General features: G+C 63.4%; 14 protein-coding genes and 1 pseudogene. 6 read left to right on the plus strand and 9 right to left on the minus strand.

All coding sequences use genetic code 11. The features are described 5' to 3' along the window. Positions 1-82 precede the first annotated feature (82 nt). Positions 83-1090 (plus strand): site-specific integrase, encoded by a 1008-nt coding sequence (locus E8E78_RS12660; protein ID WP_016499630.1) that lies wholly within the window; start codon positions 83-85, stop codon positions 1088-1090. Here E8E78_RS12660 and E8E78_RS12665 read toward each other — a convergent pair. Both E8E78_RS12665 and E8E78_RS12670 read right to left on the minus strand, forming a co-directional pair. Then, positions 1080-2189: an SMP-30/gluconolactonase/LRE family protein gene (locus tag E8E78_RS12665; RefSeq protein ID WP_239669857.1), complete on the minus strand. Its 1110-nt coding sequence runs from the start codon at positions 2187-2189 to the stop codon at positions 1080-1082. The two genes, E8E78_RS12660 and E8E78_RS12665, sit on opposite strands and share 11 nt — an antisense overlap. Positions 2190-2246: 57 nt before the next feature. Further along, positions 2247-2804: pseudogene (locus E8E78_RS12670) on the minus strand (SDR family oxidoreductase); the annotation flags it as partial. Positions 2805-2930: 126 nt separating this feature from the next. Here E8E78_RS12670 and E8E78_RS12675 point away from each other — a divergent pair. Next, positions 2931-3830 (plus strand): LysR family transcriptional regulator, encoded by a 900-nt coding sequence (locus tag E8E78_RS12675; protein ID WP_049274679.1) that lies wholly within the window; start codon positions 2931-2933, stop codon positions 3828-3830. Positions 3831-3959: 129 nt separating this feature from the next. Here the strand turns inward: E8E78_RS12675 and E8E78_RS12680 are convergent, their stop codons facing one another. Then, a complete protein-coding gene (locus E8E78_RS12680; RefSeq protein WP_049274678.1) occupies positions 3960-5099 on the minus strand; it encodes a glycerate kinase in 1140 nt (379 codons plus the stop codon). A gap of 224 nt (positions 5100-5323) precedes the next feature. After that, positions 5324-6421 carry a sugar diacid recognition domain-containing protein gene (locus E8E78_RS12685; protein ID WP_049274677.1) on the minus strand — a complete coding sequence of 366 codons (1098 nt, stop codon included), beginning with the start codon at positions 6419-6421 and terminating at the stop codon, positions 5324-5326. A gap of 163 nt (positions 6422-6584) precedes the next feature. Between E8E78_RS12685 and E8E78_RS12690 the strand changes: the two genes are divergently transcribed. The 4 genes from E8E78_RS12690 (at position 6585) to E8E78_RS12705 (ending at position 12055) form a co-directional block, all read left to right on the plus strand. Beyond that, a complete protein-coding gene (locus tag E8E78_RS12690; RefSeq protein ID WP_049274676.1) occupies positions 6585-7913 on the plus strand; it encodes an MFS transporter in 1329 nt (442 codons plus the stop codon). 196 nt (positions 7914-8109) lie between these two features. Further along, on the plus strand, positions 8110-9630 hold the full coding sequence (locus E8E78_RS12695; RefSeq protein WP_049274449.1) for an FAD-dependent oxidoreductase: 1521 nt from the start codon (positions 8110-8112) through the stop codon (positions 9628-9630). A gap of 72 nt (positions 9631-9702) precedes the next feature. Then, complete coding sequence (locus E8E78_RS12700; protein ID WP_016499623.1) at positions 9703-10713, plus strand: aldo/keto reductase; 1011 nt, start codon at positions 9703-9705, stop codon at positions 10711-10713. Positions 10714-10927: 214 nt separating this feature from the next. Beyond that, positions 10928-12055 (plus strand): alkene reductase, encoded by a 1128-nt coding sequence (locus tag E8E78_RS12705; RefSeq protein WP_049273821.1) that lies wholly within the window; start codon positions 10928-10930, stop codon positions 12053-12055. Positions 12056-12178: 123 nt separating this feature from the next. Here E8E78_RS12705 and E8E78_RS12710 read toward each other — a convergent pair whose 3' ends face one another. The 5 genes from E8E78_RS12710 to E8E78_RS12730 all read right to left on the minus strand — a co-directional run bounded on the left by E8E78_RS12710 (position 12179) and on the right by E8E78_RS12730 (position 16706). Further along, positions 12179-12391, minus strand: a complete 213-nt coding sequence (locus E8E78_RS12710; protein ID WP_016499620.1) for a cold-shock protein — start codon at positions 12389-12391, stop codon at positions 12179-12181. 197 nt (positions 12392-12588) lie between these two features. Beyond that, a complete protein-coding gene (locus E8E78_RS12715) occupies positions 12589-13500 on the minus strand; it encodes a LysR family transcriptional regulator (RefSeq protein WP_049273818.1) in 912 nt (303 codons plus the stop codon). A gap of 77 nt (positions 13501-13577) precedes the next feature. Next, positions 13578-14270 (minus strand): TraX family protein, encoded by a 693-nt coding sequence (locus E8E78_RS12720; protein ID WP_049273816.1) that lies wholly within the window; start codon positions 14268-14270, stop codon positions 13578-13580. A 3-nt stretch (positions 14271-14273) separates the two neighbouring features. Next, entirely contained in the window at positions 14274-15350 is a 1077-nt protein-coding gene (locus tag E8E78_RS12725) for a metal-dependent hydrolase (protein ID WP_041168022.1), read from the minus strand. 105 nt (positions 15351-15455) lie between these two features. Then, a complete protein-coding gene (locus E8E78_RS12730) occupies positions 15456-16706 on the minus strand; it encodes an OprD family porin (protein ID WP_049273815.1) in 1251 nt (416 codons plus the stop codon). Positions 16707-16737: the final 31 nt, after the last annotated feature.

Raw genomic sequence — 16737 nt, forward strand, 5'->3', positions numbered from 1 at the left:
CCCCACTGCCCCCCAGCTGACAACCTGGGCCCGATTCGCGCGCCATCGCGACACAAGGCCGCTCTACAGAGACCGCGCTGGCATGCAATATCCCTTGATTCGGTTTATGGTGTGCCCATTACCCATCGACACCCGTACCATGACCGATATCGAGCGCTACCTTCGCGCCGCCACCCGTGACAACACCCGGCGCAGCTACCAGGCTGCCATCGAGCACTTCGAAACCCACTGGGGCGGTTTTCTCCCGGCCACTGCCGAGAGCATTGCCCGCTACCTGGCCGACCACGCCGACCAGCATGCCGTCAGCACCCTGCGCCAGCGCCTGGCTGCGCTCAGCCAATGGCACGTCGCCCAAGGCTTCCCCGACCCGACCAAGGCGCCCCTGGTGCGGCAGGTGCTCCGCGGTATCCGCACCCTGCACCCGACGCCGCCCAAGCAGGCAGCCCCGCTGTTGTTGCAGCACCTGCAAACTGCGGTGACCTGTTTTGAAGAGGAGGCCCGCCAGGCACGTGAACATCACGACCTGGCCGCCCTGCGCCGGGCCCGCCGTGACAGTGCGCTGCTGTTGCTGGGTTTCTGGCGTGGCTTTCGTGGTGATGAACTGGCGCGCCTGCGCATCGAACATATCAAGGCCGAAGCGGGTGTCGGTATCACGTTGTTCCTGCCGCGCAGCAAGGGCGACCGAGAAGCCCTGGGCGTGCAACATCGCACCCCTGCGCTGAAAGCCTTGTGCCCGGTCACGGCCTACCTGCAATGGCTGGAGGTTGCCGGCATTGCCCATGGGCCGGTGTTCCGCAAGCTCGACCGCTGGGGCAACCTCGGTGACAGCGCGCTCAACAGCAACAGCCTGGTCGGCCTGCTGCGGCGCATGCTGGAGCGTGCCGGGGTACCGGCGGCGCTGTATACCGGCCATTCGCTACGGCGTGGCTTCGCCACCTGGGCAACCGCCAATGGCTGGGAACTGAAATCGCTGATGAGCTACGTGGGTTGGAAAGACGCCAAGTCGGCCTTGCGCTATATCGATTCGGCACAGCGCTTTGGCGAATTGGCCGTTTTACCGGCCAGCCAGATGCAACGGCTTATTCCTTGAAGCTGTGCCTGGCAACGCCGCCAGTTTCCGGGCGGATGGCATACAGGTCGCCAGCATCGGGGTAATGGTGCAGCTCTTCAGGGCTCATGTCGAAGCGCGCGGTGCTGATGTACAAGGTGTTCCAACCCGGCCCACCAAAGCAGCAACTGGTGGGGCACGGTACCGGCATCAACACCTGGTCGGTCAGGTGGCCGTGGCGGTCGTAACGCAGCAGACAGCTGCCATGGTACTGGCACACCCACAGCCCGCCTTCGCGGTCCAGCGCCAAGCCATCCGGCCGCCCCAGTTCGGCGGGGGTTTCGGCAAACAGCGTCACCGCACCCAGTCGGCCTTCGACGAGGTACTCGGCGCGGTAGATGGCGCGCGCCGCCGAATCGACGAAGTACACCGTATGGCCGTCCTGCGACCAGGCAAGCCCGGTGGGCAAGGCCATGTCGTCGTGGATCACCTGGTCGTTCAACTGCCCGTCGAAGCGGAACAGCGCCCCGGTATTGCCGCTCAAGGCTTCGTCCATCAGCCCGGTAACGAAGCGTCCTTGCGGGTCGCAAGCGCCGTCGTTGAAGCGGTAGGTTGAACGCGGGTGGACAGATGCAGAATGCTGGAGCACCTTGCGCGCCGGCACATCGAAGATGGCCACGCTGGCATCTTCTGTGAAAATCAGGTTGCCCCGGTCGGTCAGCGCCAAGGCGCCAATGCGCGCGGCTGACGCGTAAAGGCTGTGAACTTCGCCATCCGGCGTCAGGCAGTTGATGCGCCCGCCAGAAATATCGACGAAGTACAACGCGCCGCTGCGCTCATCCCAGACCAGGCTTTCACCCAGGTCCGCGCGCGTGTTGGCGACTTTGACCGGCACGTAGTTGCATTCCTTGATGCGGTTCCAGCGCTCGGCCACTTCGGCCAGGTCGGCGGCCTGCACACGGCCCAGGTCACGGGGGTAGCTGACGCCGCTGTTTTCGTTGAAGCGGGTGGCGGTGAACTGGCCGTTGCTGGCGCGCAAGATGTAGCCGGTGTCATGGCACAGGGCACTGGCCAGGTACAGCACGCCAGGCGTAACCCACTCGGGCTTCAGCTCTTCTGGCGGTTGGCTGATGCCCCACATGCGGGTCTTGGCCACCGGCGATATGGCATTGACCAGGATGCCGTGCTCCTGGCCCTCCATGCTCAGGGCGTTCATGATGCCGACCTGGGCCATCTTGCCGGCGGCATAGGCCACCAGCCCAGGCTGCGCATAGCGCTGGTACATGGCACGGTCCGAGGTGGTCAGCACTACCCGTGGCGCTGCGGAGCGCTTGAGGTGGGGCCAGGCATGCTTGGCCAGCCACACGGGCGCATGCACATTGATGCCCAGCGCGCGTTGCAGGAAGGCGGATTCATGATCTTCGATGCGCTGGTAATCGACCCAGCCGGCATTGTGGATGAGGATATCCAGCGCGCCAAACTGCTCGATGGCCAACTCGACCAGTTGCTTGCAGGCACCCTCGTCCTCCAGTTGCCCGGCGTGCCCAACCACCGCAAAGCCTTTGCCACGCATGGCCGTCAGTGCGTGTTCGAGTGTCGAAGCGTCCTGCCCTTGCCCCGATCGGTCGGTGCCCAGGTCGCTGATGACGACCTGCGCACCACGTTCGGCCAACGCCATGGCATAGGCCAGGCCCAGGCCTTGTGCGGCACCGGTGATGACCGCAACTTTATTGTGAAAAGGGTCTGTAACGGGCATTTCTGGCTACCTTCAATTCTCCTTTTTACGATATCAACAAACAAATCTATGACTTAATATTAAAAGCATGCACCTTTGATATCTCATGGATATCACCGACGAGTAGCCACGCTGCAGGAATAGTGGATGATCGAAACACGTTTGCTCAGGCAGTTCATCGCTGTGGCCGAAGAATTGCACTTTCACAAGGCCGCCGAGCGCCTGCACATGGCGCAACCACCGCTGAGCCAGGCGATCAACCGCCTTGAAGAAAAACTGGGCTTCAGCCTGCTGCTGCGCAACAAGCGCGGGGTGCGCCTGACCGCAGCGGGTGCGACGTTTCTCGACACGGCCTACCGCACGCTGGCTGAGCTGGAACAGGGGATCGAGTACGCCCGCAGTGTGTCTGCGGGGGTCAGCGGCAAGCTGACCATCACGGCCATTTCCATCGCCTATTACGATTCGCTGCTCAGCAGCTTGCGCCGTTTTCGCGAGACTTATCCGAACGTGCAGTTAACCATCCGCGAGATGCCATCGGCGTCACAGGCCAAGGCTTTGCTGGCCGGTGAGGCAGATATCGGTTTCATGCGCAGGCTGCCGCTGCCGGCTGGCACCCTTGAAGCACGGTTGTTGCTTGATGAACAGATCGTCATGGCCTTGCCCGCCAGCCACGCGAAAGCGCAACAGGGGGAAGTCGACCTGCGCGAGTTTGCCGATGAGGATTTCGTATTCACCCCGCAAGCCTTGGGCGGTGGCTATCACGCGCAGTTGCTTGCGCTGTGTGAGGCGGCGGGTTTTTACCCCCGGGTGGTGCAGGAAGCTGCGCAGATTCACACTTTGCTGGGCCTGGTGGCATGCGGTTTTGGCGTGGCCCTGGTGCCGGCCTCGTTCGTCGGTTCCACTGCGCGTGAGCGGGTGCAGTTTTGCCCGATCCGGCCGATCGATAAGCAACCCGCACCCGGGATCGGCCTGTACATGAAATGGAACGCCCAGAACGCTTCGCCAGCACTGGCCAACTTCATTGCCATGTTCGAGACGCAGGAGTGAAGCTTTTGTAAGAGCGGCCTTGTGTCGCAAAAAGGTTGCATAGCAGCCCCTGGATTTCTGCATTGACGCCAATACGCCTGGGTCTGCTACGCAGCCCTTTCGCGACACAAGTCCGCTCCTACACGATGTTCAGGCTCGCTTTGCAACGCACCACAGCCGACCAATGTCACAAGCCCGCGCCTGCAGCAACTGCGCAGCATTGGCACAAGCCTGCTGCAGGCTCATCGGCCCGCTGGCCAACGCAAATGCAGCATCGACCCCATGGGCATACAACTGCTGATAACCCTCACCCAAGGTCCCGGCCAGCACCACCACCGGCACGCCATGACGCTTGGCTACCCGGGCCACACCCATCGGTGTCTTGCCACGCAGTGTCTGGGCATCGAAACGGCCTTCACCAGTCACCACCAGATCTGCCCCCTGCACCAATTCATCGAGGCCGGCCAACTCGGCCACTACCTCCACCCCAGGGCGGAACTGTGCGCCCATGAAGGCCCGGGCAGCGAAGCCCATGCCACCGGCAGCGCCGCAACCTGGGTAGTCGCGCACATCCTTAGCCAGCACCTGTGCACAGATATCGGCAAAATGCCCCAGTGCCTGGTCCAGCGCCTGCACTTGCTGCGGGTTGGCCCCCTTCTGCGGGCCGAAGATCGCCGAAGCACCATTGGCGCCACACAGCGGGTTGTCGACGTCAGCCGCCACTTCAAATTGCACTTCGGCGAGCCGTGGGTCGAGGTCGCTGGCGTCGATGCGGGCCAGCTTGGCCAGGGCCAGGCCGCCCTCCTCCAGCGCTTGCCCGTCAGCGTCCAGCAGGCGCAGGCCAAGTGCGCGCAACATGCCGCTGCCGGCATCGTTGGTGGCGCTGCCACCGATGGCCAGTACTACCCGCTGCGCACCGGCGGCCAAGGCGGCTGCAATCAGCTCGCCTGTGCCCCAGGTGCTGCTGCGGCAAGCGTCGCGCTGGCCGGTCGGTACCAGTTGCAGGCCACTGGCCTGGGCCATTTCGATGATTGCCGTACGGCTTTGTGGCAACCAGCCCCACCCGGCCTCCACGCTCTGCCCCAGCGGCCCGCGCACGGTCTGGCGGCGCAATTCGCCGTGGCTGGCGGCAAGGATCGCCTCCATGGTGCCTTCGCCGCCGTCGGCCATCGGGCACTCGACCAGTTCAGCGTCCGGCCACGCCTCGCGCAGGCCCACGGCGATAGCGCGGGCGACACCGGCAGCGTCGAGGCTGTCCTTGAACGAGTCGGGGGCAATGACGATCTTCATGGGGATTCTCCTGTCCTGATGAGCGGCATGCTGACAGCTGTTCGCCAACGGGGCCTCAGTCAAATGCACAAAACGCCGGACGGGTTGTTTGGGCGGATGCCTTCTTGCCTGCACTGGCCCTATCGCCGGCAAGCCAGCTCCCACAGATGCGACACAGCCCTGAGGGCAGCATGCATCCTGTGGGAGCTGGCTTGCCGGCGATAGGGCCAGTGCAGGTGAATACTTCAGGCTGCTGGCAACAGCTGTAACCCTAGATACAAGCTAAGCATCCCTTCCATGCGTAGCGGGTCGACCTCGCCCAGTTCGGCAATCCGCTCCAGGCGATAGCGCAGGCTGTTGCGGTGGATGCCCAGGGCATCGGCACAGGCCTGGCTCTGGCCGTCATGGGCACACCAGGCGCGCAGGGTGGTGAGCAGCTGGCCGCTGTTGTCCCTGGCGCGAATGCGCTGCAGCGGCTCCAGCAGCTCATCCAGCGCATCATCATTGCGGTGGCGCCACAGCAGCGCCGGCAGCCGGCAGCGCTGCAGGCTGAGCAAGCGTTCGGCAGGCAATACCTCGCGGCCATAGGCCAGCAAATCGCGTACCCGGCGGTAACCCCGGCGCAACTGCTCCAGGCTCTGCGCGGCACTGCCCAAGGCCAGCCGCTCCACGTCCCAACCGTGACGTTGCAGGCGCTCCAGCAGGCGCGGTTCATCCAGTGCCACGCTGGCCGGCCGGCACCACAGCAATGACTGGCGTGCCGGGCTGACACACCAGCTGTCCGGGTACCGGCTCATCAACCACGCCGACAACGCCTCGGCGGGTGGCCCCGAGGCCAGTTCAAACAGGCAAGGTACCCGCGGCAGCTGAGGCTTGAGGCCCAATTGCCGGGCTTCGTCGAGCAGCCGAGGTGAATCACCGCTGCCGCCCAGCAACAGTGCCAGCAAATCATCACAGCGCTGCCGTCGCCATTGCTGGTCGGCCTGTAGATGGCGCTGGGCCAGCAGCATCTCGGCAGTCATGCGTACCAGCTCACCATAGGTGCGCACCTGCTGCGGGTCCCCGGTCAGGCCCAGTACACCCATCAGCCGGCCATCAAGCATCAGTGGCAGGTTCACCCCGGGCTGCACACCCTTCAGGCACTTGGCCGCGTCAGTGTCCAGTTCGACGATCCGGCCATTGGCCAAAACCAGTTGCGCCCCCTCGTGACGGGTGTTGATGCGCTCCGGCTCGCCGCTGCCCAGGATCAAGCCCTGGCTGTCCATGACATTGACGTTGCACGGCAGAATGGCCATGGCCCGGTCAACGATATCCTGTGCCAGGTCATGGTCGAGTTCGAACATTGCGTGGTCCTTTAGGTGTTAGGCTTTTGGGCTCGGGCACAGCAGCCCGGGCCGAGCGCTGTGCAAAAGCACAAAGACAGGCTAGCCGCAGTCCCCGAGACTCGTCAGGGCGAGCGCCGGAACAGGCGACGCGGCAAAAACCATAACAAAAGAGAACCCGATCATGGCACACAGCCCCGCCCCTGACCAAGGCTCGGACACCACCCGCAACGCGTTGTACCGGCGCATCACCCTGCGGCTGATTCCGTTCATTTTCATCTGCTACCTGTTCAACTACCTGGACCGCGTCAACGTCGGCTTTGCCAAGCTGCAGATGCTCGACGCCCTGAAATTCAGCGAAACGGTGTACGGCCTTGGTGCCGGCATCTTCTTCATCGGTTACGTGCTCTGCGGCCTGCCGAGCAACCTGGCACTTAACCGCTTCGGCCCGCGGCGCTGGATTGCGCTGATGATGATTGCCTGGGGCAGCCTCTCCACCTGCCTGCTGTTCGTCACAACCCCCATCGAGTTCTACGCCCTGCGGCTGCTTACCGGCGCTGCCGAAGCCGGCTTCTTTCCGGGCGTGGTGCTGTACCTTTCGCGCTGGTTCCCGGCCGCCCGTCGCGGCCGCATCATGGCCCTGTTCATGTCGGCAATCCCGGTGTCGGGCCTGCTCGGCGGGCCGTTCTCCGGCTGGATCCTCCAGCACTTCGCCGCTGGCCAGCACGGCCTGGCCGGCTGGCAATGGATGTTCCTGATCCAGGGCCTGCCCACCGTTGCCTTGGGTGTGCTGGCGGTGTTCCTGCTCAGCGACGGTTACCAGAAAGCCGCCTGGCTGAGCCCGGCCGAACGCCAGCTGATCGCCCACGACCTCGAAGCCGACGCTGCGGGTAAGCCGAAAACCACGGGCGATGGCGTGCTCGCCGTGTTGACCAACCCGCTTATCTGGACCTTTGGCTTCATCTACTTCTGCATCCAGAGTGGCGTGTACGCGATCAACTTCTGGTTGCCGTCGATCATCAAGAACATGGGCTTCGACAACCCGCTGCTGATCGGCTGGCTCAGCGCCATCCCGTACCTGCTGGCCGGTGTGTTCATGATCCTTTGCGGCCGCTCGGCAGACCTGCGCAACGAGCGCCGCTGGCACCTTGTGGTGCCGATGCTGATGGGCGCCGTTGGCCTGCTGATTGCGGTGAACTTCGCCGGCAACCCAGCCATTGCCATTCTGGGCCTGTCGATTGCCACCATGGGCGCGCTGACCGGGCTGCCGATGTTCTGGCCAATGCCAACCGCCCTGCTCAGCGCCGGTACAGCAGTTGCCGGGCTGGCGATCATCAACTCCGTGGGCCAGATGGCCGGTTTCCTCAGCCCGTACCTGGTGGGGTTCATCAAGGACCAGACCGGTTCCACCGATGCCGCGCTGTATTCGCTGGCGGCGTTGATCGTGCTGGGTAGCCTGGTGGCCCTGCGTGTCACTCGGTCGGGTGCGCTGAGTTCTGCACGTGCCAGTTGAGCCTGTTCGCGGGTAAGCCCGCTCCCACAGGCGTGCCACAGCCTTCGAGGCTGTGGTGATCCTGTGGGAGCGGTTTCACCCGCGAAGAGGCCCGCCAGGCCACCCTACATTTCCCTCCTCCACCGATCGTCGGTTCAACGCATCCCCTCCCTACCCCAGGCGTCAAATGGTTCCAAAGGCCCCTTTGGAGAACCCCATGACCCAGCACGCCGTGGCCCGTCTGGCCCAGCTCGACGAACATCGCCCCTTGCGCGTCCAGGCCGGCAATGAAGAGCTCATCCTCATTCGCCAGGGCGATCAGGTGCATGCCTACCAAGGCAACTGCCCCCACGCAGGTGCCCCACTGGATGAAGGCCTGGTCTGCGGCGGCCTGCTGGTTTGCCCTTGGCACAAGGCTGCATTTGCCGTCGATGACGGAGTGGTCTGCGAACCCCCGGCGCTGGCTGACCTGCGCCGCTACAAGGCCTGGGTGAAGGACGATGAAGTCTGGGTCGACGACCAACCGCTGCCCGCCATCGCACCCCCCAGGCACAGCGATGCCCGCTGCTTCGTTGTGGTCGGCGCTGGTGCGGCCGGCAGCGCCGCGGTAGCCACCTTGCTGGCCCATGGCTTCGCTGGCCGGCTGGTGTGGATCGACCAGGAGCGCCAGCCGGCCTACGACCGCACCGCGCTGAGCAAATTCGTGATTGCAGGGCAGATGACGCCCGATGAAGTACCGGCGTTGCTCGAACCCGACGCCCTGCGCAAGGGCCAGTTGGAGCGCAAGCACGGCAAGGTGCGCACCCTGAACAGCCAGAAACGCCAGATTACGCTGGTCGATGGCCAGCAGATCGGTTACGACGCCTGCCTGCTGGCCAGCGGCGGCAAGGCACTACGCCCTGATATCCCCGGCGCCGACTTGCCCGGCGTGTTCACCTTGCGCTCGCGGGAGGATGCCGCACAGCTGCTCGACGCAGCCGAACCCGGCCAGCCGGCGGTGATCGTAGGCGACGGCTTCATCGGCCTGGAGGCGGCCTCGGCCCTGCGCAGGTACGGCGTTGAGGTGCACGTGGTGACTCGCCATGAAGTCCCGCTTGCCAGGCAGTTAGGTGATCGCATCGGGCGCAGTATCCGCGAACTGCATGAGCGCAAAGGGGTCACCTTCCACGGCCCTACGCAAGTCCAGCGGTTCGAAGGCCGGGACAAGGTCGAAGCGGTGCTGCTGGCCAACGGTGAACGCCTGGAGACGCCACTGGTATTGCTGGGCACCGGCGTGATACCGGCCACCGCTTTCCTGCAGGGCGTGCAGTTGAACGAGGAAAAGTCGCTGCGGGTCGATGCAGAAATGCGCGCCGCTGACGGTTTGTGGGCTGCAGGCGACATCGCCACGTTCCCGCTCTCGGGTCGCCCTGTACGCATCGAGCACTGGCGCCTGGCCCAGCAACACGGGGTGATCGCTGCCGCCAACATGCTCGGCGAGCAGCGCCGCTACGCCGATGTGCCATTCTTCTGGACCTACCAGCACGGCCGAACCTATGAAGTGCTCGGCCAAGCACGGGAGTGGAACCGGATCGAGTTTGTCGGTGAGCCGGAAAAAGGCGATTTCATTGCCTTTCAGTGTGTGGGTGAACAGGTCGAGGCCGTCATCGCCAAAGGTTACTCCGGTGCCATGGCGGCGCTGTCGCAGCGCCTGAAACGCCCATTGAACCTGCAGGAGGCGATCACGCTGCTTGACTGACAGCCGCCTTTCAAAGCGCCCCGGTTGTGTGTAAAACAGGTGGATCAGCCGACTGCAAAAGGACCCACGCGCATGATCTACCGCCCTCTCGGCCACAGTGGCCTGCAGGTTTCCGCCCTTACCCTGGGCAGCATGATGTTCGGCGAGCAGACCAGCACCGAGGACGCCCTGCGCATCATCGACAAGGCCTGGGACCAGGGCATCAACTTCATCGACACCGCCGACGTGTACAACGCCGGGCGCTCGGAAGAAATCGTCGGAGAAGCAGTGGCGCGCCATCGCCAGGACTGGATCGTTGCCAGCAAGGTCGGCTTCGGCCCGGCCGACGGCCTGCCGAACCGCAGCGGGCTGTCACGCAAGCACATCTTCAACGCGCTGGAAGCCACCCTGACGCGCATGGGCATGGACTATCTGGATATCTACTACCTGCACCGCGAAGACCACAAGGTGCCGCTGGAGGAGACCGTACAGGCCATTGGCGACCTGCTGCGCCAGGGCAAGATCCGCTACTGGGGCGTGTCCAACTTCCGTGGCTGGCGCATTGCCGAGGTCTGCCACGTTGCCGAGCGACTGGGTGTGCCCAAGCCGGTGGTCAGTCAGCCGCTGTACAACATCGTCAACCGCCAGGCCGAACCCGAGCAGCTCGCTGCAGCCGCCGCACACGGTCTGGGCGTGGTGCCATTCAGCCCATTGGCCCGGGGCGTACTCAGTGGCAAGTATGCGCCGGGTGCCGTGCCCGATGCCGGCAGCCGCGCCGGGCGCCAGGACAAGCGCATCATGGAGGTGGAGTGGCGCCAGGAGTCGTTGGCCATCGCCCGGCAGATCCAGGCTTATGTAGAGGCAAAGGGTATAGGCATTGTCGAGTTTGCCATTGCCTGGGTGTTGAACAACCAGTGGGTGAGTTCGGCGATTGTCGGGCCGCGTACCGAGGAACAGTGGGATACCTATGGTGGTGCATTGGCGGTGAAGATCACGACGGAGGATGAAGCGTTCATCGATTCGCTGGTGACGCCGGGGCATGCGTCGACGCCAGGGTTCAATGATGTGGCCCACTATGTGAGCGGGCGGTTGGCCCGTAGCTGATTGTTCCCGTACCGGCCTCTTCGCGGGTAAACCCGCTCCCACAGGATCTGCGATGGTTTCAAGGCAAACACAACCCCTGTAGGAGCAGCCTTGTGCTGCGAAGAGGCCGGTACTGACAACGCCATTGGGGAGCCCTGCGCCGGGCTTCCGGTCCCCCCTTTCCCCAATCATCTCGGTATCGTGCGCACCATTGGTTTTCACCTCTGGAGCTGCAATGAAACTCTTCCAACCCCTGCAAATCGGCCCGCTCACCTTGGCCAATCGGGTGTTCATGGCCCCCCTCACCCGCCTGCGCAGCCTCGAGCCGGGCGATGTGCCGACCACCATGATGGCCGAGTATTACCGCCAGCGTGCCAGCGCCGGGCTGATCATCACCGAAGCCACCCAGATCTCCTTCCAGGCCAAGGGCTATTCCGGCTCGCCCGGTATTCATAGCGCCGAGCAGATTGCCGCCTGGAGGCACATCAACGAAGGCATTCATGCCGACGGTGGCCACAGCGCCGTGCAGGTGTGGCACACCGGCCGGGTGTCGCACACCTCGTTGCAACCCGGCGGCGAAGCGCCTGTGGCGCCCTCGGCGCTGCCGGCCGGCGCACGTACCACCCTGCGTGACGAGCAAGGCAACCTGGTACGTGTAGAAACCTCCGCACCGCGCGCCCTGAACGAGAACGAAATTGCAGGCATCGTCGCCGACTTCGGCCAGGCAGCGGTGAACGCCCGCGAAGCCGGCTTCGACTTCATCGAACTGCACGCTGCCCACGGGTATTTGCTGCACCAGTTCCTTACCCCGAGCGCCAACCAGCGCGAGGACCGCTACGGCGGTAGCGTCGAAAACCGGGCGCGCATCGTGCTGGAAGCAGTGGACGCGGCAATTGCCAACTGGAGTGCCGAGCGCGTGGGTATCCGCGTGTTCCCGCTGGGCGGGTTCAATGGCGTGGAGAATGGCGAAGACCAGGAGGCCGCAGGGCTGTACCTGATCCGCGAACTGGCCAAGCGCAACCTCGCCTACCTGCACCTGTCCGAGCCGGACTGGGCCGGCGGCAAGCCGCTGCGTGACGAGTTCCGCCAGGCGATCCGCGATGCCTATCCGGGGGTTATCATTGCTGCGGGTGCCTACACCGCCGAGAAAGGCGAAGACTTGATTGGGCGCGGTTTGATCGATGCCGTAGCGTTCGGGCGCAGTTACATTGCCAACCCGGACCTGGTACAGCGGCTGCGGGTGCAGGCGCCTCTGAACGAACATCGGGCACAGTTCGATTACGCCAATGGGCCCGAAGGCTATACAGATTATCCGTTTCTGCACCAGGCCATGGGCGCTGGTGAAGCTTGGGCTCACCGATAATCAGGGTATTCACCGGGTACAGACGGCCATCCTGCCCCTGGATCTGAAAGACAAAAAACGGAGCCCTCCAGGGGCTCCGTTTTCCAGTGGCCGGGCACGCCTTAGCGTACCAGTCCAGGCATCTTACTCGGCGCGCACTTGCGCAGCCTGCATGCCCTTCTGGCCCTTTTCGGCAACGAAAGACACTTTCTGGCCTTCTTTCAGCGACTTGAAGCCGTCCGATTCAATGGCTTTGAAGTGGACGAAAAGGTCGTCGCCACCGCCGTCGGGAGTGATGAAACCGAACCCCTTCTCATCGTTGAACCACTTGACCGTTCCTGATTGTCTGTTGGACATACTCTAAATCCTCTAATGCTGGCTGGTGCGTTACGTGGGTAGCTGAGCCGCCAGTCGATCGACTGGCATCTTCACACTCCATCTTGGGCGATATGAAGCCAACTAGCCACTCACACTTTTACCAGTACACAAAAAAGTCGCCGATGCCAGCGATAAACCCAGATACAGGCTCGGCATGGGGGCCTGATAATCCCCAATCAGTGCTCCCAAGGCCCGCCCGATTCCCAGCTGGCGACCAACAAGTCGATGAAACCACGTACCCGAGGGGACAGGTGGCGCTTGCTCGGGTACACGATGCGAATCGGGTCCGCCGGGGGCCGGTAGGCGTGCAGTACTTCCACCAGGGCGCCAGCGCGCAGGTCGTCACCGGTGATGTAGGTGGGCAGGTGAATCAGCCCGAAGCCGGCCCGGGCGCCGTCGAGCATCGCCTCCGAGCTGTCGATGTTCAACCGGCCAGGGTCTTCGCACAGGTGCAGGCCTGCTTCAGTGTCAAAGCGCCAAGGCATGGCTTTCTCGCCCGCGAGGAAGGCAATCTTGTCGTGACCATAAAGGTCGGCAGGCACCAAGGGAATACCTCGCGCTTCGAGGTACGCGGGCGAAGCACAGGTGACAAACTGCTGCCAGGCCACCGTGCGGGTCAACAGCTGCGAGTCTTCCTTGGGTGCGCCGATACGCACCGCAACGTCCACGCCTTCCTCGACCAAGTCGACGAAACGGTCGGTGAAGCGGATGTCTGCGCGCAGTTCAGGCCACTGCTTGAGGTACTGATCCAGCACCGGCAGCACATGGCGCTGGCCGAGCGACAGCGGCGCAGTCAGGCGCAAGGTACCGGTGGGCTTGCCGCGGCGCTGGGCCATGGCACTTTCCACCTCGTCCAGGTCATCCAGTATCTGTCGCCAGCGATCGAATGCCACCAGGCCTTCATCGGTCAGGCTCAGCTTGCGCGTGGTGCGATTGAGCAAACGCACCGCCATGCGGGCCTCCAGCCGAGCAATGCTCTTGCCCACCGCCGACCGGGTCAGGCCCAGGCTTGCGGCGGCGGCAGTGAAGCTGCCGGCCTTGGCGGCGCTGACGAAGGCGGCGATATCGCCGAAGCGGTTGGGTTCCATGGACGGTTCCTGAGTGTGATGCGGCCGGTTTAGATGGGTCTGGATCTGTGAATTGCAAGCGCCAGGAACGGCAAGCCTCACGACAAGCCTTTGATCACGAGCAGATGCACGGGATAGAACAGGTATCCCCACCGCCCTACGGCAGGTACCTGCCAAGCATCATGGCGCAACAACAGCCACCCGACAGGCACTGCCAGCACAGCAGCAACCAGCGTCAGTAGGGTAATTGGCGCCAGAAAGTGCTCGCGCAGCCAGTTGTTGGTCAGGTTGCCACCGATGGCCATCAGGCAGGGTAGCAACCAGGCCAATCCGCCCTGCCTGCGTGCCACCAGCCAGGCGCCAGGTAGCAACACCCCCGCCAGCCCGTACATCAACTGATCACTGAACAACCACCCCGCCAGCAGGCCTGCAAGGCCAAGCACTCGCGCCGACCGCAATGGGTGGTGCACACCCCAGGCAACCAGCAATCCCAGTACCAGTGTCGGCATTACACTGAACGTCTGCGAACCACTGTCCAGCCAACGATAGGCAGGCTCCGAGAGCACCGCGAACAGCAGCATCAGCGACAGATAGCGCAGATTGGCGCGGGTATGGAACAGCTCTGCCCTGGCGCGCCCCACATTCACCGCAATGGCCAGGCAAAACAGCGGAAACGCCAGGCGGCCGAGCACGAACAAACCCTCGGCCTCCGGCCATATGAAGCGCAGGTGGTCGGCAACCATGGTCAGTATCGCTGTCCATTTGACCAGGTCCAGCCCGGCCGAACGCATGCCTCAGTGCCCGCGCTCGACCGCACCTGCCCCCAGGTACCGGTCGGTCCAGGCAGCCAGGGGCAAAGGTGGCTGCTGGTCGACGATACGACGCCAGATCAACACCAGGTCATTGCCGTTGAACATTGACCCGGGCCCGGCGCCGTCCCACGCCGAAGGCACATCGACAATCCAGTGGCCCTGGGTGTCGCGGTGCGCCATGTTGAAACGGAAGGTATAGTTGCCCGGGATGCCCATGCGCAGGTCGGTGACCACCAGCGCATCGCCTATCTGGTCATACCGCAGCCAGTCGCCGGTGAACCAGCGCAAGCGCTGGTGCAAAGGGTCGCCTGCCAGCGCGTTTGCCAGTTCCAGGTTACGCGGCAAGCGTTGCATTTCCGGCGCCTGCCGGTCGAACCCGCTGCTGATGCCTTCGTAGTAGTCACCATTTTGGGTCTTGGCCATTACCCGCCAGACCAGGCTGTTGAACGCGATAGGCACGGCGCGAACCTCGCTCACGACGATGCCTTGCTGGTCCAGTGCCGCCTGGAAGCGTTGCTCGGCTGCCATGCGCCCGGCAAGGCCGAAACCCAGGTAAGCGGTACTGAACACCAGTGCAAGGGTCAACAGGCGTGTAGCCCGGCCGGTAACGCCCTTGATGCTTGTGTAGATGACCGCCGCCAGCAGTGGCAAGGTATAGACCGGATCAATAATGAACACTGCGGCCCAGCTTTGGGGGGTGGGTTGCAGTGGCCAGAACAGTTGCGTGCCATACACGGTAAAGGCATCCAGCAACGGGTGGGTGACGAGTACCAGCCAGAAAGCAAGGAACAGCCTGGGCAAGGTGTAGCCTTTGCCGGGCCAGCATTTATTGACCAGCCAGGCCAGCAGCAAAGCCAGCCCGGTGAGCACGAACAGCGAGTGCGAGAAGCCACGATGGTAGGTCATCTGCGACACAGGGTCTGCATAGCGGATGATCACATCGAGGTCGGGCAGCGTGCCCAGGGCGGCGCCATACAACAATGAGCGGCGGCCCTGGATGCGGCCAAGCACCGTGCCTTGCAGGGCAGCGCCGAGTACGGCCTGGGTAATGGAGTCCACGGATAGCATCCCTGAATGGTGGTTCCTGAAAGCTACCCCCAACCTGTGCCGATACGCAATTCCTGTGTAGTAGCGGCGAAATGCTCGTGATTTTGTGTATACCTTTCAGAACAACTGCCAGGTGTACACCAGGGTCAGCCGGTTCTCGTCGATATCGCTGCGGTAATTGGAACGTGCCATGGCGTTTCTCACCCGAATCCCCAGCCCTTTCAGTACCCCGCTCTGTACCGCATAACCGATGTCCAGGTCGCGCTCGCGATCACGGCCTTCATAACCCAGCCCGGTATCGACATTGTTACCGGTGATGTAGCGCACGGTCGCCGTCAGGCCTGGCACGCCCATGGCGGCGAAGTTGTAGTCGTAGCGCACCTGGTACGAGCGTTCGTCTGTGTAAGCGAATTCATAGGTCGGCACCTCGTTACCCAGCGGCGAAATATTGGCGAACACCCGTGGGAACGGGCTGTCGCCATAGATGCCCTGGTAGCCCGCATGGAAGCTGTGCCCGCCATGCCGGGCGGTGAACATCGAGAAGAACGCCTGGTTGTCGATGTTGCCCAGCAACGCCTCGCCATCCTCGCGCGCGGTGAAGTAGCCCAGATTGGCACTGAGCACCCAATCGCCCACTGGCTTGCTGTGCTTGAGGCCGACAGAGCCCTGTTCGTAGATATCCTCCAGTTGCCCGTACCACAGGCTGACGCTGCTCTGGTTGGCATTGAACGCATAGTCCCCGCCCACGTAGTTAAAGGCATCGCTCTCGGCCTGGCGCATCGGCACATGGCCGAGCATCGCGTTCATCTTGCCGTCGCCGCCTTCGTTGCGCAGGTGGGTGCTTTTCAGATGCCCGGCCTGCACGGTCAGCCCGTCAATTTCAGACGAGCTCACGCTGGCGCCCTGGTAGGTCGGCGGCAGCAGGCGGATGTCGCTGAAGGTCAGTACCGGAAGGTTCGGTTGCAGTTCACCGACGCGCAGTTCGGTCTTCGACAGGCGGGCCTTGAAGGTGGGCGCAAGGCGGCTGTACTCGTCGGCAGCACGGCCGTCACCATGCACCGGCAGCAGGCCGGTGTTGGTGCGGTCGGGGCTGCTGTCGAGCTTGATGCCCAGCAGGCCCAGGGCGTCCACGCCAAAGCCCACCGTACCGGGCGTGTAACCGGACTTGAAGTCGAGGATGAAGCCCTGTGCCCACTCCTCGGCCTTGGACTGCTTGTTGGCCCCGACAATGTCGGAATAATCACGGCTGAAGTAATAGTTGCGGGCGCTCAGGGTGGCCTTCGAATCCTCGAAGAAACCGCCTTCGGCGGCCAGTAATGGTTGGCTGAGCAAAGTCAGGCCCAGGGCTACGCAAGGGGTGTTGTTCATTCCGAAGCTCTCTTGATCTTGTTTTTATGGA

Source organism: Pseudomonas sp. BN505, from assembly GCF_029873175.1.
Lineage (GTDB): Bacteria > Pseudomonadota > Gammaproteobacteria > Pseudomonadales > Pseudomonadaceae > Aquipseudomonas > Aquipseudomonas putida.

Coding starts and splice junctions, on each gene's coding strand:
- E8E78_RS12660 (WP_016499630.1), top strand. CDS start 83: ATGCAATATCCCTTGATTCGGTTTATGGTGTGCCCATTACCCATCGAC.
- E8E78_RS12665 (WP_239669857.1), bottom strand. CDS start 2,189: ATGTGGGGCATCAGCCAACCGCCAGAAGAGCTGAAGCCCGAGTGGGTT.
- E8E78_RS12675 (WP_049274679.1), top strand. CDS start 2,931: ATGATCGAAACACGTTTGCTCAGGCAGTTCATCGCTGTGGCCGAAGAA.
- E8E78_RS12680 (WP_049274678.1), bottom strand. CDS start 5,099: ATGAAGATCGTCATTGCCCCCGACTCGTTCAAGGACAGCCTCGACGCT.
- E8E78_RS12685 (WP_049274677.1), bottom strand. CDS start 6,421: ATGTTCGAACTCGACCATGACCTGGCACAGGATATCGTTGACCGGGCC.
- E8E78_RS12690 (WP_049274676.1), top strand. CDS start 6,585: ATGGCACACAGCCCCGCCCCTGACCAAGGCTCGGACACCACCCGCAAC.
- E8E78_RS12695 (WP_049274449.1), top strand. CDS start 8,110: ATGACCCAGCACGCCGTGGCCCGTCTGGCCCAGCTCGACGAACATCGC.
- E8E78_RS12700 (WP_016499623.1), top strand. CDS start 9,703: ATGATCTACCGCCCTCTCGGCCACAGTGGCCTGCAGGTTTCCGCCCTT.
- E8E78_RS12705 (WP_049273821.1), top strand. CDS start 10,928: ATGAAACTCTTCCAACCCCTGCAAATCGGCCCGCTCACCTTGGCCAAT.
- E8E78_RS12710 (WP_016499620.1), bottom strand. CDS start 12,391: ATGTCCAACAGACAATCAGGAACGGTCAAGTGGTTCAACGATGAGAAG.
- E8E78_RS12715 (WP_049273818.1), bottom strand. CDS start 13,500: ATGGAACCCAACCGCTTCGGCGATATCGCCGCCTTCGTCAGCGCCGCC.
- E8E78_RS12720 (WP_049273816.1), bottom strand. CDS start 14,270: ATGCGTTCGGCCGGGCTGGACCTGGTCAAATGGACAGCGATACTGACC.
- E8E78_RS12730 (WP_049273815.1), bottom strand. CDS start 16,706: ATGAACAACACCCCTTGCGTAGCCCTGGGCCTGACTTTGCTCAGCCAA.